This window comes from Vibrio sp. R78045, from assembly GCF_042466085.1.
Lineage (GTDB): Bacteria > Pseudomonadota > Gammaproteobacteria > Enterobacterales > Vibrionaceae > Vibrio > Vibrio cyclitrophicus.
In genome coordinates this window covers 129,072-150,991 of record NZ_JAXHBS010000004.1, presented here as the reverse complement: position 1 = coordinate 150,991, position 21,920 = coordinate 129,072, and the positions used below count along the sequence as shown (strand labels likewise).

The following is a 21,920-nucleotide window of genomic DNA, read 5'->3' as shown; positions in this document are numbered from 1 at the left end:
TACGTAACCTGTTCTTATGCAAGGAACGCATTCAACGCTTCTAGGGTTGGATTGCGCTTTGTACTCTTTTCTGTTGGTTTCTCATATGTTACCAGTGGTGATACCAACTTCCTAAGAGCTTTGCATTGTGACACATCTAGCTTCTTAATTACTCTCGTTAAAGCAACGTAAGCTAACTTTGATTCTGCTTGGTATTGAATTGGGTCTGACGTTGAAAGGAACTGGTCAAAGTCTCCCCCTAGCTTTACAAATGAAGCCTCTGCACCCTTTGATGAATGTGCGGTAGTTAGAATTTCGGTAGCTCTATTTCTATCCTGTTTTCTCACTTGTTCCATGGCCAAAGATAAGTTGTTAGTGCCGTGTAGCTCTACGGCTTTGACTAATGGAGCTAGATCGCCACCAATATCACTTTCTGTGTGCTCTTTCAGTTCTGACCAATCACTGAACACGGCCAATTCATCGCAATTTGGTGTATGACCACTTTTCAGTGCTTTGACGCCCTCGACAATCTTATGAAGCTGCTCAGCATCTTTTAGTAAGTATGGCTTATTACCATTCTTAAGTGATGTCATGAGCTCGCTAAAGAGAGCCGAGTTGGTTCTTGTTATGATCATACGACCTTTATCAGCAATGCTCTTGCTCGGATCAGTGATGATTTCAGATTCAAATGTCTGGTTGCCGACAAAGTTAACATTTGCATTCAATCGTGTGTTTAGCGTCTCGTTGGCTAGGTCTGCCACATTTTGGCCAAATCGATAGCATGTTGTTAGGTTAGCTTGATGATTAAATTCAAAGTTGGCCATTGCGTTATCTGCACCGCGCCATTCATAAATGGATTGCCATTTGTCTCCCACGATTGCCTTTTTACAATTGAGTATCAACTTAATGAGCTGTTGAGCAACGGGCGCTGTATCTTGACCCTCATCGAGCATACAAAATTCGTATGGCAGTTCAATCGTCTTATCTTCTAATCGTAGTACGAAGAGCTTTAGATACGCATCGTGTGTCGTCGGTACATTAGAGTTCACGTTAACCATGTCTGCCCATAGCGCTTGTGCGCCACGCATAACGTGATGTGAAATGTACGCTACTTGGTCTGGTTGTGTTCCAAACCGTTTGATTAAGTGAACATGTGATTCATTGATGTCACTGTCTTGTGACAGACAGTAATTCGATACCGTTCTCATTACGGCACTTGCGTACCCTTGAGCTGTGAGAGCCCCTTTTAGACATGTTGGCTTATAGTGCTCAATGAATGACTTGATCGTTAGCTTATGCTTCAATCTGTCTTTGTATTGCTTACCAATGTAACTGTAGGCCAAACCATGAGTTGTTGTGACATCAACGTAAGTTGGGAATGCTCGCTTTACCTCTTCCACGATAACTGAGTTATAAGCTAAATATAAGCCGCGACGATTAGGCATAATCAACGTAGATATGGCATTCATTGTGAACGTCTTACTTGCTCCTGCACCAGCTTCAATTCCCAATGTTTCGTCGTAGTTCATTGATGCAAACAATTCCAAGCAGTTGTCTTGTTGTTCACTGAGGTTCATGCCTTTGAATTTACGATTAATCATGTGTCTGACCTATTTTATCGTTTAGCCCCTAAACGCTAGATTGTTTCGGCCTAGCGTTTAGCCCCTAAATCCTAGTTTGTGTCACTACCGTTTAGCCCCTAAATGCTAGATATTGTTTCCTAGCGTTTAGCCCCTAAACGGTGCGTTGAACGTTATTATGAGTGGCTTGGTTCTGCCTCATGTTCAAGCTCAATTGCCTTATGCATAAGAGTATACTTTTTAGTAAGCGAGTCTTTTTCATGCTCATTGATGACATCATTATTTTCACCAATCTTATCGACCCATTCTGATAAACGTTCGGTCTTTACGTGATGCTCCACCAGCTCTGATTCGATTAACTCTTGGATTTCATCAGCATCATCTAATAGCCCTTTTACTAACTGAGACACTTCGATTTCTTGCTCGGCCAGATTAGAGGCTGATTGTTCAGTAATGGAGGTTTGTTCCATGTCAGCAGAAGTAGGGGATGCCAACTCATCGGATGCAGAATTGGTTTCCATCTTTTGGCTTAGTTGCTTGTTGACGGCTTTAATCTCATCGTGCGTTTCGTCTGTTTCAATTCCGTTCAATAGGTGAGAGAGACGACCAAATGCCACTTGCCTAATGGTGTGGTTGAATATCTGATTGTAGGGTCTAGATACCCAAGCTTCGTTAAGCGCACGGATGCTTGGGTCGATGTCTCCCATGCACACTTTTTCACTGATTACAGTACCGTCAGTTAATTGCACTTTAAGTTCAAAGTATAATCCTGATTCATCCTGAACATTCCAAAGAGGACGGGGTGACTGGTCTTCTCCAAGTTTGAACTTGTTGTTAACCAGTGACCAGTCACCGCTATAATCACTAGTTACATCTTTGACTGAATCGTGAGCGAGTAATACTAACTTCACCAATTTACCTGTTTGACTGATTCTTCCGTAAGTATCAAAGAATGAGTTGGCCGCTACGAACTCAGGATGTACTCCCCAGATATCAGCTTGCATTGTCAGCATAAAACAGGTTTCTACATCATTGCGGAAATGTATGTTGATGGTTCGACTTTTGGCCATGATTTTGGCGAAAGCCATGATTCGGTCAATGTAATTTTGGTCTAGCCATTTGCTGCTCATAATGACGCTCCATTAAATAATTGGTCTGGGTTAGGCAATGGTTTCGCTACTACTGGCGTCACGGTATTATTAATGTCAGGCTTTTCAACTTTATCGGACGGTCGCTGTTCACTCATATCAGTTAACGGTTCAATGCCTAGCTTGTCCTTTTCTTCTTTCCATTGTTGAAGTTCAATTTGAATCTCTTCAATTAGGGTGTTTTCGTATTTTCGTTGGTACACAGGAACACGAACACCTTTGATACCTTTGAACCCCTCGAACTCGCCCATTTCAAACCATTTATGAATGCGGCCAATAGCGCCATCTAGTAGTTCAGATGCTCGGTCAATATCTTCACGGTCAATGAATTCAATCACGCGAACTCGTACTGGCTTCGTATGGCTAGCCCCAAGCTTTGGTGCATCTTTCTCAACGACAATGAATATGAATTTGTTGAGTTTGTTTTCAACACCGTCATCAGCGTCATGCTTACCAATTTCGTTGAACCCGTTTTCATACATAGAATTTTGTAAATGAAAATTCATCGCTGCGCTGTCACGCTCTAAGCGGTCAAAATCAACAGTTCTCACAAATTTAATGTCAGTGATAACATTGAAATTTAGGTTCATGATGTCGCTTTTGCCTTTGCAGAGATCACCAAAAATAGGGTGATTCCAAAACATGGCAACTTCGAATATATTCCCCTCAGCAGTCAGCCACTTTCGGGCATCTTCATCAGCGTAAACCGCTTCTACTATTCTTTGCGCATGTACATACTGATCTGATGTAATGGTGATTTTCTTTTCACTTTCCGCTCGCTCTAGCTCCGCAGATTCAAGATGCTTTCGAAATAGCACAGGTTTCTTATAGGCAGCGGTAATTACTGCTAACACGTCTGACACTTCCCAAACGCCAGATTCTTTCTTGTTACCAAGATTTGGCAGTTTGTTGATTAGGTGAGGTGCTACGTCGATATCAATAGAACCCATTTGCTTAAGCGTTTTAATTTGATCAACCATCGAAGATTTCGAATCAATCTGAAAGGTTTCATCTTTCTGCGCCATCACGTATTTTTTAACGGCTTGCTTCTTACTGGTCGCAGTGAAATAGGGCGTCTTTAACATTGATGGTAATTTTTCAACTTGGTCATTCTCTTCTAAAGCGTGAAACTTGATATCTTGCTCAGTAATGACTTTGTTAAGGATTCTTGCCTTATCTCTAAAGGTAGATGCGTCATTCCATTTTTTAGAAAAATCGCCACTTATCCAATGTGCCATGTTGTCTTTGAACAGTGTGTATCGTTCAGTTACTGGAACGTTGAACTCAGTATCATCACTTAAGCTTGTGTCGATTGGTTTAAGAAAGGTTGAGATGAAATCATTGATACATTTCTTAATATTACGCTTACTGATTTCGCCAACTCGGTACTCTTTTGGTAGGTCATCAAAGCTAATGCTCTCATCAACCTCAGCGACTTGTTTGCTATTAAACTGCGTTACCTGACTCGCTACATCATTAGCGATTTCTTTATGTTGCTCGTTGTGCTGAACGATGAACTTTTTCAGGCTATCACTATTCGTAAAATAGAACGGGTTGTCTTGGTGCATTTTGTCGAAATCAGTTTGAATGAAGTATCGCTTCTTAAACTCTGCTTTTTCTAACGTCAAACAGTGGAGCAATGTGCCATCTTTAATCGCATCAGATTGTTCGGATGCTGGTTTGCGGTTCTCTGGGTCTTGTTTGTACTCAAAATCTTTACCGCTTTTAAGGGCAGGTTCTAGCTGATGCTTACTATGTGCAGGAATCGAAAAATACTGTTCATCGCTCATATCTGCGATAAAGCCACCAGCCGTAGCAAGAATGGGATTCAGGTTTAGGCTTTCTAATAGTGAAGCAGATGTTTGTTGGTTGATGTTCATAATTTTGAAACCTCGATTAATGTTTAACTGACACTAACAATATAGCGCCTTTAAATAGAGGTTACAACTATTATTTTTTGTGATCTTGTTCGTTTATTAATCGCCTAGTAATCACTTATAGCATTAACTTACTGTTTTATAATGTTTTGTGTTGTTATATGTGCGTGCGTTGCTTTTCGTTGTTACATCGTAATTTAGTTGATACACTTTTTAAAGTCGCAAACATCAAGGATACATGCAATGTCAATGCTTACTGTCGTCAAAGAGTTAACTGGGTTAAGACTCATGACACCGAATGATACCTATCGTCAATTACAACGAATCAAAGTTTCTTTTCGTGGAATCATCGATAAGAAAAAGGAAACGGATCGCATCATTAGTGGTGGTGAAGACCAGATTGATTTATCCGCTCCATTGATGTGCAGTAACGGCAAGCGGCTTCGTACTTACACCAAAGTTGAAATTGAGAAAGATTTGTTTGGTGGTGCGGCAGTTCGTAATTTGGCTGACCAGATGGATAAGCACGGCATCGGTGGTGTTTACAAAGATGGTAAGAGTACTATTTGGCGTGTATCACAAGTTGAGCGAAATGAGATTGCACAAAAAATCTGTAATACCTTTCACCCTAAAGTTCGTCATGAGTGCGAGAAGATTCAGATCTTCTTAGTGAATAACTTGAAAGGGGGGGGAGGTAAGTCGACTTTCACTGTGAACATGGGCGCGGCACTCGCATTAACAGCTACGGCTACAAATGAAAGTATTCGAGTCGCTATTATTGATTTAGACCCACAAGGCTCTAGTACCGATACCTTGCTTCCTCACCTTGATGAATTGAATCCAGATGCTTTATCCGTTGGCGACTTGTTGATGCACAACTTTTCTCCATTAACCTTTGAGGGAGATGAGACGTACAGCAGTGTATGTAAGGATTCATTCTTACCAACAAACATTCCAAACTTGTCAATTTTGCCAGCTCGTACCCGTGATGCCTCTTTTGACTATCACTCGAAGAACGCTTCAATTGAAGCGGTTAAACGTGGTGAGCAATACAACACGGCTGAATTGCTAGCGCCTATTATTGAGAGCGTTAAAGATGACTTTGATATCATCCTGATTGATACACCTCCCCAGCTTAGCGAATCGAGCTTTGGTGCTCATTTCATTGCGACTAGCAGTATCATTCCTTTGAAAGCTGCCCAGAACGATCGCGATAGTACAGCTAAGTATGCAGACCAGTTGCCTGATCTTTATCAGAACATGTACAAAAATGGCCATCAGGGTTACGACTCCGTCAGCCTTGTACTGATGAGTCATATGGAAACGTCGCGCTCAGAAGCCCAGTTTGACGCTGATTTACGTTCTTTGCTGCATGAGGTTATGTTAACCCCATTTAAGCATAGTGAGGCCATTAAGGTCTGTTCAGATACGTTTAAGACCATCTATGATATTTCAGGGTCTGAGTACTCGCGAGTAGATAAAGAATCAGGTTCGAAAAACTTCGGTACGAAAGAGCAACTAGTGAAAGCTCAAGATAATGGCCTTATGATTGCGCGTGAGTTGATGAGTAAAATTGACCAAACTTGGGCAAACCAAAGAGCCGCAGCTGGCGTTAAGTCAGGTTATGAATTGGATATGGAAGAACTCTAAAATGGTAAAAAGAACAGTTGCGCCACCCTTTTCAGGAATGAACCCATTAAGCCAAAATTCTCCCAAGGAGGCTATCAAAAAAGAGCGTCCTGCATTACCTAACTCTGCGAAGTCGAATTCGAGGCAAATTGATACCTCAGAGCTATCCAGTAAGCTTGAATCTCAATTGGATGACTTAGGGGGGCTTGATGCGCTTGAGGGGGAACTCGAAACGAATACGTTGACCCATGAGCTGGGTAAAGCTTCTCAAGATGGCGTGACCTCTCTTACGATTACTCATGATGGTGAAGATGTCCATTTTGAATACGAAGAGATCGAGCCAGAAGACATTGAAACCCTCACATTCCCTGATGAGAAGAATGAACGTATTCAACGCTGGTTGACGCCTTTTGTTTTGCGAGCTCTTATTCAGAAGATTAAGAAAACAGGGCAGATATACCCAGCGCTTGGCTACCGACTTAATGGCAAAATTTACATCATTGATGGCTCACGACGTCGCAAGTCTTGTATTTATGCGCATCGTCCGTTCAAAGTGTATGTGTCGGACATTAAGTTTGACGAATCACTGTGTGATGCACTCAGCCAAGATGCAAACGAACATGCTACACCGTCACTTATTGAAAAGGGACAACGTTGGACTGATATGCATGCCAGTTCGGGTTTGTCTCAAGCTCAGTTTGCAAAAGCGGAATCCATAAACCCAGCAACACTAAGTACAGCGTTAAAGGGTGCAAGACTCCCAATTTCTATTATCGATCTGTTTCCATCACCACCCGATATTGGGGCAGGGGTGATCACTAAGCTCGATAAGAGTTTGTCTGGGTTAAGTGCCGACACCGTTAAGTCATTGGTTGCTGCATTTTCCAAGAAAATGGAAGCTACTGATTTTCAGTCCGATGATGGTCTGGTTAGAAATCAACAAGCACTAAGTTTATTTAACCAAGTCGTGGAAAGTGTCATCAATCCTAAAGGGTCTACACCTGTATACAAGGTTAACGAATCTTTTGGTAACTCAGTGACGAAAGGCAAATTTCAGATCAGTGACAAGGGTAAAGCATCTATAACGATGACCAACCCAAGCAAAACCAATGTTTATGATCTTCTAAACCTCTTGGCTAATGAGTACTTGTCTGACAACCCAGACTTGATAGAGATGATTCAGAAAAAGAACAAATCTTAAGGGTGCTTTGATGGGGAAATTTACAGACTCATTCAAAGCCGCAGTTGAGAAAGATGCTGATTGGCTTTGTCGATTGGCTTTTGAAATGGCGACCAGCTCGGCTTCGCCATTTCTGGTTGAATCGGAAGTACGTTCAAGCTACCTGTTGAATCTGAACTGGAATCATAGGCTCAATACTAGCAAAGGTGGGGTAAAGGATGGCCGTCCTTTCGTTGAACTTGCTCTTTATAAAGCTTTGTCCCACGGTTCGTTAACTCATGGTTACGACTACACAGAGAAAGCAGGAGAGGGGGAGGGGTTTGTTAAACTTGTTAGTCGACCGTATTTTGAAGTGTTGGCTTGTTTAATTGCCCATGAGGTTGCTCATGCCGTCACATTCTACGCAGCGCGTCGAGAGCCGCTGTTTGGTGGTGGCGATGACCATGGTGATGTTTGGCATCGAATGTATCGGTATTTACGTGCCAACCTTATGTTTATTGTGAGTCATACGTCAGTTCAATCAATCGAACAATGGTCAGAGGTTTATCAAAGCGTTTTAGATGGGCTACCATGTTTAAGAGACGAGTTAACTGAGGGGGCAGATCGCACCTATGTTAATGAGTCTGGTATTGAGGTTGAGTATGGGGATATGAAGAGCATTGGACTTTTCATTGAAAACGCTTGGAATAGCGACCGTGATTCAGACCTTACTTTGCTATCTAATATCAGCGTTGAACTTATGAGCGAGCATTATACTCCATGACCAAAACTCTTGCTGCGAACTCGCAGCATCCAATATATCGATTTTTACGACAGTTACCTAAAGCCCCGTTCCCACCAGTTAACAACTATCCGAACAGTAAACGTAAGCATTAAAAAACCGAGCTCTGAGCTCGGTTTTTTGTTGGCTTTTGTAGGGAACAATAAATATTTAGACTAAGCGGATTCCCACTTCCATTCTCCACCAAACTTTCTAGTTACCGCAGCTTTTGCAGATCTAACTTGAGAATAGTTTCGGGGAAACCAACCGTCGTAACTTTGAGTTCCATTACTTCTGTTGGCTGGATCAATTGTCAACCTCCACTCACTACCCATGTAGGTAAGGTAAAGAGTTTCACCATTAAGCTGCTGTGTCTTCAAAGCTTGATTTGACAATGTTTCAATCCTAAATGTGAGAAGTTCTAAATTATACTGTTCAGCTTTATTCTTGAATGTCTGACGACACTTTCATTTAACTAGCTGCTCAAATAGAGTGCCATTCCTAGTACTGACAAGGCCATACCAGTAAGCCCTACGCAGCGCATCATCCATTCCATTATACTGTCCTTTGGCTTTCTACTAGTTGTTTCTGTAGTTGCTTCTCGTGTTCTTTTTGCAAGCTAGGTTGGTTGGCCAATTTAAGATTGTCCAAGTCTTGTAGTCCACATTCTACCCTATATGCTTGGTAATTATGGTCTTTGTCTAGCCCAATAACTTTTACAAACACAGTAGCTTTAACTAACTCGGTTGTCGCAATTATTAGCCTAACATCTATCTCTCTTGAATCACCATCTTTAAAAACAATGGCATCAGCAAAATCAATTTTGTTTGGGGTTGCAAGATTGTAGGGGTCGCCTCTATCTGATTGCGCAGTACCGAACACTTCAAGTTTTTCCACAAGAAAATTATGTTGCCCACTATGTTTGATGACAAGTTTGGCATTGGCTACTGACTTATTAGCAACATCTCGTTTGATGAATTTGAGCTGAGCGTACAGTTTGTGTTTTCTTTCACTCTCAAAGTTGGCCATTGTCATATTGAGCGACTTTTCAGCGCTCTTTTTGTTGCTAAATGCGATGTAAGCTGAAATTCCAGATATCACCGCTGATATTACAGCAACAATTACCGCTCCCATCATTATTAGTTCTTTCGTTTGCCATACGACTTCTTTTGCTGTTTCTTGATCCAATTTAACTACTCCTTTTTTTGAAAAATGGGTTATGTGTATTCTGGCATTACGCAATACGTATCGATAGCCACAGGAAAACCGACCTTAAGCATATCTAAGTTTTCTTTGGGTATTACGGTGACTTTGTATGTTGTCGCATTGATAGCTTGCGCAATGATGTAGGTGTATATTTCATCAACGTCATAGTCGCTGTATCTTTCCTTGATAGTAGGGTGAGCTTCAACAGTGATGCGCGGTAGAGTCTTCTCTGGGCATTCCATAACTGGTATTGATACACCATTAGTGTCATATATAACAGCTTGATATAGTTTTTTGCTAACCACATCTTTATAACTTCTAGATACACTGTTTATGCTGTCTCTTTCCTCAATTTGAATGAAGCTTTGCGGTGTCTCTTGGTTAAACCCCAGCATACGGCTTAAGAAGTGATTTTCATCGACAAGGTCAAAGTACACAATTGCTACAGGTGCGACCAAGGCTAAACAAAATAAGCTTATAATCAACTTGATAGTATGTTGTTTGTTTTTCATCTAAATTCCTTTTCCAATTATATCTAGTGTTTAGGGGCTAAATGCTTTGCTTAGTCTAATAAGCGGCTACAGCCCATGACTCAAATCCCTCTGTTACAGGGAAGCACTGTTCTAGTACTTCTGGTACTTGTTCAATCGATGCTTTGTACACCTTTTCTGCCATGGCTGATGCATCAGTTATTACATAGTGGTTATCTGCTACGGAGAATGTAATCTTCACATCCTCACACCCGTAGCACTCTTTATTACCAATTCTTGAGCAAGTAATTTGTAAGCTAAGCTCTGAGAAGTGAGACAGGCCATTAATGCGGCTATCAAGGTAGTCAATGCATTCGTCTTTGGTCGTTAGGATATGGCCACTGACATCACCGAGTGGATCGTTTTCACCTAGTGATTGTTTAAAGACGTTCCAATTATCTGATTGCATTAGAACGTCTTGCGCCAATTCCACCAGCTTTAGTCTTTCGATTTCAATTGCTACTTGTCCGTGCATACTCATACCTATCGTCTTACGAGCCAGTGAATTAGGCGTTTCGTGGTTTTGTTGCAATCGAAAATTTTAGCTAAGTTCACCGCCAATACTTCCGATTCAATATTTGTAATACTGCACTGGCCGAGAATCCAGTTCTTGTTATGGCTTTTGGCGTACTGGACATTTTTGGCTAGCATCAGGCAGTGATTGATTAAATTACCTTTGTTCCCATTTTCCCGAAGAATTGCTTTAACGATTTCAAACTTATTCATATAGATACTCATATCATAACACTCTCATTTTTTAGAAAAACCTTAAAGTGATTGCGTGTCGGTTGGACACCCCAACCAAGTCACCGTCATGAGCGTCACCAGATGCTATCCAGCTCGCCTTGAGTGCTTCATCTAATACTTCGGTTTCACTAGAGGCTACAGTGATGTTGTATTGCTCAGAGTTGATGACGGTTAATATGTGCTGATGCAGTTCCTTTTCAATCGTCTTCACTTCAACCATTCCAACAAACTTTGAATCAGTAGCGCTTGCTATTGCTCTTCGCACGATACTCATCGCATAGGGACATCGTAGAGCTTTTAAATCCATGGTTTCCATTCATTCCCCCCTTACACCAAAGACTTGCTTAGTGGCAGTCGTAGAGTGCTACACATGACTCGCGCAAGCCTTTGCTCTGACCCCTTGATGATGGTTAATTTAGATTCGATGTTCTGGTAAATCTTCTGCTTAATCCAAAGCTCATCGTGGCGATTGTCTAGAGGTAGGGCGCTAAGTTTCGCTAGTGGTGCGGCATCAAATTCAATGTCATCACCATCAGCAGCATTCACCGTCGCGTCATCGAGTAGGGCGTTGCCTAAATACGCTAACGCTTTGAAGCCAATGGCGCAGCAAGACACGTTGTTATCTAGTTGGGCTTTCCACTCTTTTTTCTGACCAATTGATTGAATGGCTTCGAATGGCAAATGCTTATAGAGCTCTACGATGTAGCGAGCGATTTCCATTAGGTAGTAGTCGTACTTATCTTGGTCTTTGAACAGCTCATTAACTTCCGACTTCGAAGAGCCGATGAAGATGCTGACGAAATCCGCTACGTTAGCAAAGTTGAATAGCTGGCCATGTTTGATCTTTTGTGTCGCGACTGCGTCACTGAAAGGTACGCCCATTGCGGTTGTTACCTTGACGAGCTCTTTGGAAAAGATATTTATCTTTTGTTCGTTATCGAAGTAGATGCTTTGGCTAGGGGTAGGCCTTTTTAATTTGAAATGGTAGTCGGAAAAGATCTGCCGTACTTTTACTTCGCTTTCTTTAACTGTATTCGTGTCGACAATTAACACTTTGACGTCGATGTGGTGGTCTTTGATGTGCTCTTTAATCGCCATGGCCAGCTCTATTCCAGATTTTCGACCTTGACCGTCGATAAGTAGGCGGTCTGTAGTCGCTGGAACAGTTACGTAAGTCGCTGTCGCTCCATTCAAACAATCCACATTTGGTATGGCTTTCACCATTGTACCGTTGGCTACGACGAGACACAGAGAGGGGAAGACCGTGTTATCGCGTTCAACAAGGTAATCACGAATTCCATGAACGCGAGGCTTATCCGCATCACGTTGCAAACGTTCAAGTTCCTGAATGTCTTCATTCTCGATTTGTAAGTACTCACAGCACTGTTGGTACGTTAGCTTGGTCAGGTATGTATTACCAATTCCCTCTGTTCCTTGAAGAGCAATAAAAGTTAAATCACTGCTAGCGGTGATCTTGTGTTGGCTTAGGTTGAATTGTGGTGATGCGCCCATGATGATTCCTTAAATGCTTAGTTGTTTAACTGACAGACTCATAGTAACTGAACAAATATAAAACATCAACATTTTAGCGCGGTTTGTTTATTTTACATATATTATTGCAATCGTTGTGGTTTCCATTTAATGTTTATTTATCACTTGGAGCGAGTAACATTTTATGGAATTTTTCAACCTAGATAGTCACCAGTCATCATTAGCTAGAGAAGCTTATGACCTGTCTGAAACATTGATTACCGAGCTTATGGACATCCTTTGTGCTGGGTTTTGCATACAGATCGGACTATCTGGTGGTAAAGACAGTTCCACAGTCACTAACGCGAGCGTCGAAGCAATGCGACGTTGTATTGAGAGTGGTTTGATTGAGCGCTCACGGCCATTGGTTGTGATTACGGTAGACACTCTATTAGAGCCAGCGTCTGTACAGATGTACTTACCTGTTGTTCATGCTGACATTCAATCCAAGTGCGATGAGCATGGTATTAACCTACATCTTGAAATGGTCAGCCCTCCTATCCACCAGCAATTGATGATCCTTTTTGCTGGGACTCAAAAGCTCTTCGCGAGCGCTGCATCGGGCAGAAATGCCGATTGTAGTGTGGTATTTAAGATCGATACAGCACGTAAATCACTCGCAAAGATTAAATCGTCGTTGCCAAGCCACTACAAAAGCTCTCCGTGGGTGTCCATCTCAGGTTCTAGAACGGAAGAATCTCAACGTCGTCACATGAACATGGTTAAACAAAATGTTGCTAATCGTGACTCACAAAACTTGATCGATGAATTGAAACGTGACGGTATGAAATCAAGTGGTAAGGTGTATAAGTTCGCCCCAATAGGCCATTGGACAACACCAGAAGTCATCAATTACCTTAATCACGCTGGCAGCAATCCCGTTGCTCGCACTATCCCAAATCAGAGAATCAGTGCGTATAGCAAAAGCTTTGGTTTGTTGTTGGCCATCTATGGAGAGGGCAGTAACGACGCATGCGATCTTAACAGCGGCTCAGATGGTGCAGCCAATGGTTGTAACGGTACGGCTAGATTTGGCTGTATAACGTGCGGTTTAGTTAAGGTGGATCATTCTGGTGAGCAAATGCAGCAATACCCGCGATGGTCGCGCTTTGGGGATGCTAGCTTAAGACTACGTGATTTCTTTATTCGTACCTCGCTCGATGTTAAGTACCGCGCTTATCATCCTAGAGCGATTTGTAGTACAACATCCAACGTTTACTTGCAGCCTAATGTGCTCAAGGCGAGAACCCTAGAAAAACTGGTCTATTTTGGCGCACAGATCAGCGAAGACTCTAAAGCGGTTCATGACGAATTCAACAAGTGTCTTGAGTCGGGCGATGTCGATAGTGATATTGGTGTTCAAGACATCATGAATGACCCCACGTTATCAAGCGATGTGAAAGAAGAATATAAGAATGCTTATATCGCTCGCTTGTCTGAAAAGCCGATGTATGAGCTTTTTTCTAAAAAACACGCAGTCCTACTTTCTTATTTGTGGGTTCTTCATGGTGTCGATACAGCACCATATAGACCGATTGCTATCTTGAATAACGTCATTCAAGGGAAGCGCATTCCATACCCAAAAACCAACAATGAAATTAATGCCCTACGTACAGCTCAAGGTATGCTGCCTTGGGATCATAAAGACGTGATCAACACTGAGATACCCGAAGCACGTTTGTACCAACTTTTCACGCCACCGGTTACATCTTTCTCAGAGCTAAAAGCAACGCATGGTGATGATTTATCAGAGGCGCATTTGTCTCAATTATTGCCAATCAATCTGACCGATTACTGGAAAGAGCATAACAAACCATTCGTGTTTGATTCGATGGGTATAAAACTATCTAGGCTCAGTTCTCAGCCTTTGCGTACACGTAAGATCAAAGTCGCCTATTCTCACTGTCCGAAAACCAACGTTGAAACGTTAAAGACGACTTGTGTAGCAACCAACAAGGTTTTGAAGTTTGAAAAGGGCTCGCCAGCGTATATTGAAATCATGGAATTGGTTCAAGCTAAAATGGATGCGGCTTTAGAAATGGAAGCCAAGAAACACAACGGATCGGTTGAGGGGCTTAAGGAAGAATATTCTACCTCTTCTGAAACCTTTGAAGTAACAGGGCAAATATCGCAACAATATTGCTCGATTTTTAAGAGTCGTTATTTGGGCGTTAACACAAAAGCGCGTAAAGCCCCTGAATCCACGCTAAGGTTTTCTAGACGTAAGCGCACAGCGACTAAATCGGGTCAATTCCAAGTTGGCCGCTCTTCACTGAAAGACTACACTCCACGATTAACCACGAAATTGAGCAGTATGTACGAAAGGTCAATTCAGTATTGGCTACCTGATCTACAGCAAATAACAGCTTACCAATTTGATGTCGCTAATTATTCCACTGCCGATGTTGAATTTTCGGTTAAACAGCCTAGTTTCTCGTTTACTAATCAATTTGAAGATTGGGTAAATGTAGGGTGGAACGAGCTGGTTCTAGAGCATGACTTGTTCATCCAAGAGTCAAAAAGATTGGGGCTTCATGCTAGGCGCTATTCTGGTACTGAACCTTGTCATAAGCTATTACAATGCACAGGGTTAACCATCTCTCCAGACTTTGCGCAATACATTCAGACAACCTTAGCAAGAACAGAAACGTTTGAGTCTTGTAAGCTTCATTCATTAGCATCACGCACACCAGAGCAAATCGATCAGGCTTATGGAGTCATTTCGATGGCTGAACACCGCAGCCAAAAGGCCAATCAATTACTTGCTGTTCGTTTTATTCGTAGCCAAACTCGACGCGAGATATTTCAACTCACTTCATTGAAGAACGCAGAGCTAAGAGGGCATAGCTTGTCTGTGGCGGCATTAAGGCTCAATGAGTTTCTTGGCCATTATGTAGAGTGTACTGAGTCGCTACTCGCTCTCAAATTGGTAAACGCAGTCAATAAAAAAGAGAACGCTTTAATAGAGAGTCTTGAAATGTGGTTAAGGGAGTTTAGCCCGATTCTAACCTCACCAAAAAAAGCGATATCGCTACTGTTGACTGACCATGAGTTAGAAAGCATTAACGATGATTTTGATGCAGTAAAGCTATTCAGTGAATCTTACGCTCGACAGGTCAGTGATTGCGTCGATCACATTGAGTATCTTTTTTCTAGTAAAGAAAAAGAGATTGGGCATTTGCAGTCATTATGTAGAAAAAAAGAGAATATCTTTGAAGACGACTTGAAGAATTTGGAAGTGGTGGATGATAGTCAATTTATGGAGTTTGGTGGATGGTTGAAGTCGAGAAAAGCAGCTGGAAATGCGTACCTTATTGCGCACGGATTACTTAAAATATTGGCCTACAGCTATGGCCATTATGCTTCTCAATCTGTTTCGGTCGAATGCTTGAATAGAGTTAAAACGGTCTACCACACTTTGGATTTTAAATGCCACTCGGTGAAATACTCATTGCAGAATCGCAGTGTGACAGCCACTTGCATTAGTCTGTTGTCGCCTACAGCCAAGGCAAACAAGGCAGCTCGCTTGAGCGAAAAAAAGGCAAATGAGCTCTCAAAACTTCGTCAATTAGCAAATGTATAGAGCTGTCTTATAGATGATACTACATACATCTTGTACTTGTTGTTAATGTGATTAAGGTCATATTAATGGAGTTATAATGCCACATTGATAAATGGAAATTGCAAATTTTCGTGGTAATATTGTGACATATATTATTTATGTACACATATCAGCCTACTTCTAATCATTAGTCGTGGGTTTTTTTTGTCTATGATTTTTAATAAATCGTAGTTTTTTAAAAAAACGAGTCTCAATTTATTCACTGCACTTATGTTTTTTGGAAAAGTAATGTTGCCTGAATGTCTTTTTTTTAAAAAAAGCCTATGATGTACATATATAATTAAAAACTAATATGACCGTTCCGCTCCAAATGTCCGAATGCTGTTAACATTCTTACTAATGAGATCTTTATTCTAAAGTGGACTGGAACAATTGTCATACGCACACAGAGTTTGTATCTTTACTTAGCCCCATTAACCACAGTTTTAATTAACATTGGGCTTGCTGTATCTGGTTTATAAACCAAATGTGTTATCAAATTTAGTCGCAACGGGGGCGTTTATGAGCCAATCAAAACCACGAAACCTAGATAAAGAACAATTTGTTGCTGGCACGTTTGAGTCTTTCGTAAGGCAGCAAGCATTGCTGATGCTTGAGCAACCTAAGACCTCTGTTAGAAAGTTGCCGACTAACTCTCAAAAAGAGCTTGGCGGTTATGCATTAACAGAACAAATTGCTTCGTTGCCAGTCTTTCTTAAAGAGTCTTTGGAAAGTAAAAAGAACCCGTTAACTGATCAAGAAATATTGAAAAAGTACGACTTTGATAGAAAGTTGGATTACATCGATATTGAAAACCGAGACAATGAGTTTGATCTTGATCGTGCGGTTGAGATTGCTTTAGCTGACCCGTCGCCAGAGCTTGGTTATCTGCGTAACCTTGCAGATGACGGTAGTCGTTACGATTTGAATATCGCCATGCGAGAGCATTTAAGCAAAAGCGTTAAACAAGAAATAAGTAGCACTATTTCTGGGATGGCACTGAACACTTGCTTTAATAACCCTGAGTTCAATCTGAACGATTTAGTTTTGCAGCATGAAAAGAGTGTTGTAGAGCCACTTAATGAAATGGTGAAGTTTCAAAATGACCTCCCTGTTAAATTGGCCAGCTTTCATGACGTTAAAAAAGACATTCTACAAGATTACAGCAACATGGAGTTTTTGACTCAGCATGGCGCTGCGCTTGCTAAGAGTGATTGTACGCCAAAATCGTTAGGTGCTTTGTGCGAGTCGATCAGAGAGTCAAATATGGAGATACCGAAGAGCCTTTCTAATCTTCATTTTGCTTCAATGAGCGAGTTGCTTGATAGCCCCGTTGGTATGCATTATATGCAGTCTGCATTACCTAGTAATGAGATGGACTTAGCCGCAGTTTTTGCAAGAGAGCGAATTGCGTTTACTTCCGATGATTTCAAGTCGGAGATGTTCATGGAGAAGTCTGAAATTGTTGATTTCAGCATTAAAGATCATATGGATTCAGTTATGGAGAAAGCTCAGGATAAACCACAGCAGAGTTTAGCCGACCTCCTAAAGTCTAGTTCAATGGACTCACCATCTGATTCACCAAGCATCTAAAAACTAAAGGGGAGGCTTTTCAATGAATATCTATATCGTTGATAAATCTTCCCCTTTTGATAAGTCCCACCCGATATCCAATCCATCCATTTTATTAGAGAAAAATAGGCGCTCTGCCGAAAGCCAATCATTTCTTGCTCAAATTCGTGAAAGCAAACAAGAACTGAGATGTGCTTGCGTTCCTGATAAACCAGCTCGAATGTTCATTCGATTTTGCCACGACTACTACACGTTAGTTAACCATGCCGCTGAGGGAGTTCACTCAGACAGTTGTGAGCTTTTTAGTGAAGTTCATGGATTTTCTGAGCGTACTAGCAATTCTACAAGTCACGTCGATGATGAAGATTCTACAGTGGAACATTTCATCTTACACAAGAACGTGAATGATGATGAGAACGCCCCCAAAAAGGTTGTCTCAAATACTCCTAGAGCCTCAACGGGTAAACGTGAAAACTCTATTGATAAGCTGGTACGATACTTAACCAAGGCAAGCTTTGAGAACTGCTATTACAAGGGAAAGAAGCAGTCAACGATGCAAGCCTTAAACCACCTAATTAAGCCGAGTAGGGACATTAGATTTGGTAATACGAATTTAGGTCAATGGATCTTCTATGGTGAAAAGGGATACAGGTTTGCAATCACCTCTTTGAGTAGGGCAGTAAAGAACAACAATTGGAATGGCGCTGGCCGACCTCACGCGCTGATCTTTTTAGTCGCTAGTCAGCTTGAAACGACGGACGATTGCGTTATCGCTGATGGTGTTAAATATTCGGTAAACAAAATCTATCGTACTGGACGTAAAACAAAAGCCCCAGTGCTTATAGTCCTATCTTTAGCTGTGAACCCCCTTACTAAAGAGTTTGAGGTGTATAACGCATACATCAAACCCGTTTTATCCACCAGCCATTTAATGCCCGTAGATAGCCATCTAGAGCGCGTGGTGGCACAAGGGCTAATCGACCGAATAGAGAGTGCAAGCGATTCGTTCCGTTGGTCATTACAAAAACCGTTGTTTTCGAAAGCTGACCGAAGTAATTCAGTAAGTGTTCTACCTGATTTTATTCTACGTAGTAAGAACAAAAACAAGGTGGTTAACTATGTGGAGGTCATTGAAGTCATGGGCTGTTTGGATGACCCTGAGTATGTGAAAAGGAAAGCTCGCTTAACGCCTATGATGCTTGAAGCATGGAGAGCTAATAGGCTAGTTCAGGTAGACCCAACCGATCCAGATGACTTGGAATCGTTTTTTCTAGAGCACGACAACCTTTAATTTATGGCTGTTGAAAGTCGGCACTTAATCAATCAGATTTAGTGTTTTTCTGAAAAATATCCCACGAAGAAAAGATCGAATAGGGTTTGCCGCTCTACACGGCACACCCTATTCTGAGAATCAGACTTTGAAATCTGACTCTCCACTTGAAAGCCCCGAACCCAAACAAACAGATGAAACTAGCAAACGATGTTTGTAAGTTTTGGTGACTTTTGCCTTTGTGTAGAATTGCTAAAAAACAAAAGCGATAACGTCTACTTGGGTTCTCAATCCTAATAGATTCTACAACGCATGAAGTGTCACACACCTTGTAGAGCAATTGGCTAAAGCGATACCTTTTAGTAGGTAACTAGCCCACCAGCAAAGCTTCACCAATTTGCAAAATCATTATATGCACTGAAAAATTTAATGTCAAAACTCAGTCAGCATGTTCGACCGCAAGGTTTGTGTTTTATCTATAGTTAGCATCATGGGCATGATTCTACTGATTTTATGCATGTAACTTCCCAGCTTTTCTCTTTCTGATCAACGGAAAAGGTATCTGCGTCTGCTTTTGGCATTCGCACTTGTAAATGTCCAAAACGATTAATCTTCAAAATTACATTCTCCCTTATTGCTTCTGTTCCCTCATAAATTAATGTTGCGGAACATTAATCAGTTGCTGTATTATAAGGTCGGTTTAACCGACTATTCAAGTCGTATCTGAATTATAAATTTTGAAAATATATGTAAGTATTATGCCTACTAAGGAACGTATATGCATGATTGGGAATTAGAGTTTTCTTCATCTGAGTCTTTGTTTGAAGCTCTGAAAGAGTCGCGCATTGCACTGGTGAAAGAGCGCTCTAAGAACGCTTACATTCGCGTAACAGGAAAATCCATAGCTGATATTCAGTTTGATGGCATTCAGGATATGTTGTCTGAACTTGGTCGAGAAAGCGGATCAATTCAAGTCGAATTGATTGAGCAATATGCTGACAAACTTACTAGAGATATTAAGTGTTAAAAAGGGTGTTGGGATTTTCTTATGGAGCATTTTTTTAAAAAACGCCCTGACTGCTCTCAAAATACAGAGCACGAAGAATCATACGATGCAGCAGATACTCGTATTTGCGCAGATTGTGGCTTACAAACCACCTACAAATTAGCGGATAATTAGATGCAAACTGCAACGATCAGTGAAATCAATAAAGGGATGTTTTTTAGTCACGACGCATTTATCAACCAACCAAACATAGGTAAGTGTAAATTGGTCGCTATACATAACTACGATAAAAGTACAGCTCAAAAATATGAGGGTTACGACGACAGTACTCTTGTTTCGCTCAGACCATTAATTGGTGAATCTCAGATTCAAATCATGATTGATAATCATACCGTCTTTGAAGTCACTCCAACCAAGTAGGTAAGATATGCCTAATTTCTTGATCAAAATGACCATTGATGATGATGGTGAGGCAATTGACGTTGAGGATCAAAAATGGTGCTTATCCTCTCCAGCCAGTAATGACGCTGGGCGTGTGTTATGCACTCATGCAGTTCTTGATATAGACACCAACGCTATATGGGAAGATAAAACCGTGGTTCGTGGGGGTATTACATGCGAAAAATGTATAGCTATTGTTAGAGCATTTAAAGCAGTCAAATTGTAGGGGATATTGTGTTTTTTGTATTTTTTGATTGGAAAGTTAAGATTGGGATAATTATCACTATTGCTCTTATGTTAGGGAGCGTTATTAGTTTCATTATTGCGTGGACAGCACCAGTCCCAACGGATGCTTTATCAGCCGTAACCAAGTATTTGAATTATCGTTGGTTTGCATTCTTTTTTGTCAGTACATTGTCTATTGGTTCGGCAACAATGATGTATCACGATAGAACACTAAGACGTTGTTAAGGGCAAAGTATGTCATACGATTTCTATGATGGTAATGATGATCCTAAGCTTCATGAAAGCGATGTGAGTTCGCTTGAAGAATCGGAAAGTTTTGGGGCTGTGGAATGTTCCTTTGGTTGCGGATTCTGGCGCGGTGGCAACTTAAATGATTACCAATGCCCAGACTGCGGTGGTGAGTGCCACGAACTCAATGAAGACCACTTTGAAGATTAAACCGATTAGGAGGAAATAAGTGTGAATGGAGTTTCTGAACGAACAATCAACTGGCTAGCCGTGTTCGGCATTATTGCTCTATCTGTGTTAGCTGTAATATTCAACGAACAGATTTTTAGCATACTTGTTCTTGAACAGACCATCGAGTTTGTTAGTAAGTTCACTATCAACTCTAACTAGAGATAAAGAATCGGCAGAAGTGCTTTACATCAAACTAGGATAGCGAATTAAACCGCGCAAGAAATGGAAGAAGACAACTCAGCAATCATTATCAAGTAACGAGAGGAAATGGCATGATAAAAAAAATGTGGCTGTTTGAATTGGGCATGTTGGTTTGGCTTGGCCTTGTTATTTACGGTTTTTCTACAGTTTGGACGTTACCACTTGTATTATTAGTTACCGTTTTGACTTTAGTTATGAATGTCTATGCGTACCGCAAAAATAAACAGAACGACTCATAGGGGGAAATAATTCTATGGCATATGGTAAAGCAATATTCACAACAGATGGTCGTTTTCATTGGGTTAACACCGATATGTAAATGGCACTTTCATTAAAAACTTGCGACCTAGAGCTTGAATGGTTCGTTGCTGAGTTGTTCTACCCAGACTTTCCAGATTACGACATGTCGATCCACTCTCAACAAATCGAGTCGCTACTTTCAAAGCCCGACGAACTAGTTCGTTTAGAAATTACCGACCAATTACGTTCACTTATCGAATCTTAGAGAAAAATAGAATATGACTACAGAACCGATTAAGTTTGAAATCATTATTGACGATAGCAATTTCGAACTCCCTCGCGTTATGGCAACCTACCCTGATGGGCATAGATCAATTTGGGGCGATCCAAATAATTTACGTGGCGCTAAAATGATTTTAAGCAAATACGCCAAGAAACACGGCATGACTAAAGCAAAGGACGGTCTTTCGGCTGAATAATGGGGAAATTAAGCATGGTAGTACAGTTGAAGTCAGATAATGTCGGGGGCTATAAAGTCTTTATAAGTGGCACTAACTTTGGTTCATTTGACCAAATTAACGGCAACGATATGCCATTTTGCTATTTCCCAAAATTAACTGATCGCATGACAGGAGATCATTGGGTTGTGGTCGGCCATGCCTTAAATAACATTAACCGAGAATTTAATAAATCAGCGTAAGTGGGGGGATTACTATGG

Annotated in this window: 23 protein-coding genes; 15 read left to right on the top strand and 8 right to left on the bottom strand. The window is 41.2% G+C overall.

The window, feature by feature from the left end:
- Positions 1 to 14: 14 nt before the first annotated feature.
- The 3 genes from SJY39_RS01410 to SJY39_RS01400 all read right to left on the bottom strand — a co-directional run bounded on the left by SJY39_RS01410 (position 15) and on the right by SJY39_RS01400 (position 4,587).
- Positions 15 to 1,580, bottom strand: coding sequence for a UvrD-helicase domain-containing protein (locus SJY39_RS01410; RefSeq protein ID WP_390241030.1), 1,566 nt, complete (start codon positions 1,578 to 1,580; stop codon positions 15 to 17).
- 155 nt (positions 1,581 to 1,735) lie between these two features.
- Positions 1,736 to 2,689, bottom strand: coding sequence for a hypothetical protein (locus tag SJY39_RS01405; protein WP_390241028.1), 954 nt, complete (start codon positions 2,687 to 2,689; stop codon positions 1,736 to 1,738).
- Complete coding sequence (locus SJY39_RS01400; RefSeq protein WP_390241026.1) at positions 2,686 to 4,587, bottom strand: PD-(D/E)XK nuclease-like domain-containing protein; 1,902 nt, start codon at positions 4,585 to 4,587, stop codon at positions 2,686 to 2,688. Before SJY39_RS01400 ends, SJY39_RS01405 begins: the two co-directional genes overlap by 4 nt.
- 240 nt (positions 4,588 to 4,827) lie before the next feature.
- Between SJY39_RS01400 and SJY39_RS01395 the strand changes: the two genes are divergently transcribed.
- Genes SJY39_RS01395 through SJY39_RS01385 form a run of 3 tightly spaced genes read left to right on the top strand, consistent with a single transcriptional unit; the run spans position 4,828 to position 8,156 of the window.
- Entirely contained in the window at positions 4,828 to 6,234 is a 1,407-nt protein-coding gene (locus tag SJY39_RS01395; RefSeq protein WP_390241024.1) for a ParA family protein, read from the top strand.
- 1 nt (position 6,235) lies between these two features.
- Positions 6,236 to 7,414 (top strand): ParB/RepB/Spo0J family partition protein, encoded by a 1,179-nt coding sequence (locus tag SJY39_RS01390; protein WP_390241022.1) that lies wholly within the window; start codon positions 6,236 to 6,238, stop codon positions 7,412 to 7,414.
- 10 nt (positions 7,415 to 7,424) lie between these two features.
- Positions 7,425 to 8,156, top strand: a complete 732-nt coding sequence (locus tag SJY39_RS01385) for a hypothetical protein (RefSeq protein WP_390241020.1) — start codon at positions 7,425 to 7,427, stop codon at positions 8,154 to 8,156.
- A gap of 552 nt (positions 8,157 to 8,708) precedes the next feature.
- Here the strand turns inward: SJY39_RS01385 and SJY39_RS01380 are convergent.
- From SJY39_RS01380 to SJY39_RS01360, 5 genes are all read right to left on the bottom strand, one after another.
- Entirely contained in the window at positions 8,709 to 9,341 is a 633-nt protein-coding gene (locus tag SJY39_RS01380; RefSeq protein ID WP_390241018.1) for a hypothetical protein, read from the bottom strand.
- Positions 9,342 to 9,370: 29 nt separating this feature from the next.
- Entirely contained in the window at positions 9,371 to 9,871 is a 501-nt protein-coding gene (locus SJY39_RS01375) for a hypothetical protein (protein ID WP_390241016.1), read from the bottom strand.
- Positions 9,872 to 9,926: 55 nt separating this feature from the next.
- A complete protein-coding gene (locus SJY39_RS01370) occupies positions 9,927 to 10,364 on the bottom strand; it encodes a hypothetical protein (RefSeq protein ID WP_390241014.1) in 438 nt (145 codons plus the stop codon).
- A gap of 282 nt (positions 10,365 to 10,646) precedes the next feature.
- On the bottom strand, positions 10,647 to 10,952 hold the full coding sequence (locus tag SJY39_RS01365; RefSeq protein WP_390241012.1) for a hypothetical protein: 306 nt from the start codon (positions 10,950 to 10,952) through the stop codon (positions 10,647 to 10,649).
- A gap of 11 nt (positions 10,953 to 10,963) precedes the next feature.
- The gene (locus tag SJY39_RS01360) at positions 10,964 to 12,148 is read right to left on the bottom strand and encodes a DNA sulfur modification protein DndB (RefSeq protein ID WP_390241010.1); all 1,185 of its coding nucleotides are present in this window, start codon (positions 12,146 to 12,148) and stop codon (positions 10,964 to 10,966) included.
- A gap of 163 nt (positions 12,149 to 12,311) precedes the next feature.
- Between SJY39_RS01360 and SJY39_RS01355 the strand changes: the two genes are divergently transcribed.
- The 12 genes from SJY39_RS01355 to SJY39_RS01300 all read left to right on the top strand — a co-directional run bounded on the left by SJY39_RS01355 (position 12,312) and on the right by SJY39_RS01300 (position 21,902).
- Positions 12,312 to 15,749 carry a hypothetical protein gene (locus SJY39_RS01355; protein WP_390241008.1) on the top strand — a complete coding sequence of 1,146 codons (3,438 nt, stop codon included), beginning with the start codon at positions 12,312 to 12,314 and terminating at the stop codon, positions 15,747 to 15,749.
- Positions 15,750 to 16,289: 540 nt separating this feature from the next.
- The gene (locus SJY39_RS01350) at positions 16,290 to 17,360 is read left to right on the top strand and encodes a hypothetical protein (protein ID WP_390241006.1); all 1,071 of its coding nucleotides are present in this window, start codon (positions 16,290 to 16,292) and stop codon (positions 17,358 to 17,360) included.
- Positions 17,361 to 17,382: 22 nt separating this feature from the next.
- Positions 17,383 to 18,630, top strand: a complete 1,248-nt coding sequence (locus tag SJY39_RS01345) for a DUF1173 domain-containing protein (RefSeq protein ID WP_390241004.1) — start codon at positions 17,383 to 17,385, stop codon at positions 18,628 to 18,630.
- 757 nt (positions 18,631 to 19,387) lie between these two features.
- Entirely contained in the window at positions 19,388 to 19,636 is a 249-nt protein-coding gene (locus SJY39_RS01340) for a hypothetical protein (protein WP_390241002.1), read from the top strand.
- 21 nt (positions 19,637 to 19,657) lie between these two features.
- A complete protein-coding gene (locus SJY39_RS01335) occupies positions 19,658 to 19,789 on the top strand; it encodes a hypothetical protein (RefSeq protein WP_390241000.1) in 132 nt (43 codons plus the stop codon).
- The gene (locus tag SJY39_RS01330) at positions 19,790 to 20,035 is read left to right on the top strand and encodes a hypothetical protein (protein WP_390240998.1); all 246 of its coding nucleotides are present in this window, start codon (positions 19,790 to 19,792) and stop codon (positions 20,033 to 20,035) included.
- Positions 20,036 to 20,042: 7 nt separating this feature from the next.
- Positions 20,043 to 20,282 carry a hypothetical protein gene (locus tag SJY39_RS01325; RefSeq protein WP_390240996.1) on the top strand — a complete coding sequence of 80 codons (240 nt, stop codon included), beginning with the start codon at positions 20,043 to 20,045 and terminating at the stop codon, positions 20,280 to 20,282.
- A 254-nt stretch (positions 20,283 to 20,536) separates the two neighbouring features.
- A complete protein-coding gene (locus tag SJY39_RS01320) occupies positions 20,537 to 20,740 on the top strand; it encodes a hypothetical protein (protein ID WP_390240994.1) in 204 nt (67 codons plus the stop codon).
- Positions 20,741 to 20,761: 21 nt separating this feature from the next.
- Positions 20,762 to 20,920, top strand: a complete 159-nt coding sequence (locus SJY39_RS01315; RefSeq protein WP_390240992.1) for a hypothetical protein — start codon at positions 20,762 to 20,764, stop codon at positions 20,918 to 20,920.
- Positions 20,921 to 21,281: 361 nt separating this feature from the next.
- Positions 21,282 to 21,467, top strand: a complete 186-nt coding sequence (locus SJY39_RS01310) for a hypothetical protein (protein ID WP_390240990.1) — start codon at positions 21,282 to 21,284, stop codon at positions 21,465 to 21,467.
- 13 nt (positions 21,468 to 21,480) lie between these two features.
- Entirely contained in the window at positions 21,481 to 21,681 is a 201-nt protein-coding gene (locus SJY39_RS01305; RefSeq protein WP_390240988.1) for a hypothetical protein, read from the top strand.
- Positions 21,682 to 21,695: 14 nt separating this feature from the next.
- Positions 21,696 to 21,902 (top strand): hypothetical protein, encoded by a 207-nt coding sequence (locus tag SJY39_RS01300; protein WP_390240986.1) that lies wholly within the window; start codon positions 21,696 to 21,698, stop codon positions 21,900 to 21,902.
- The last annotated feature ends 18 nt before the right edge of the window (positions 21,903 to 21,920 follow it).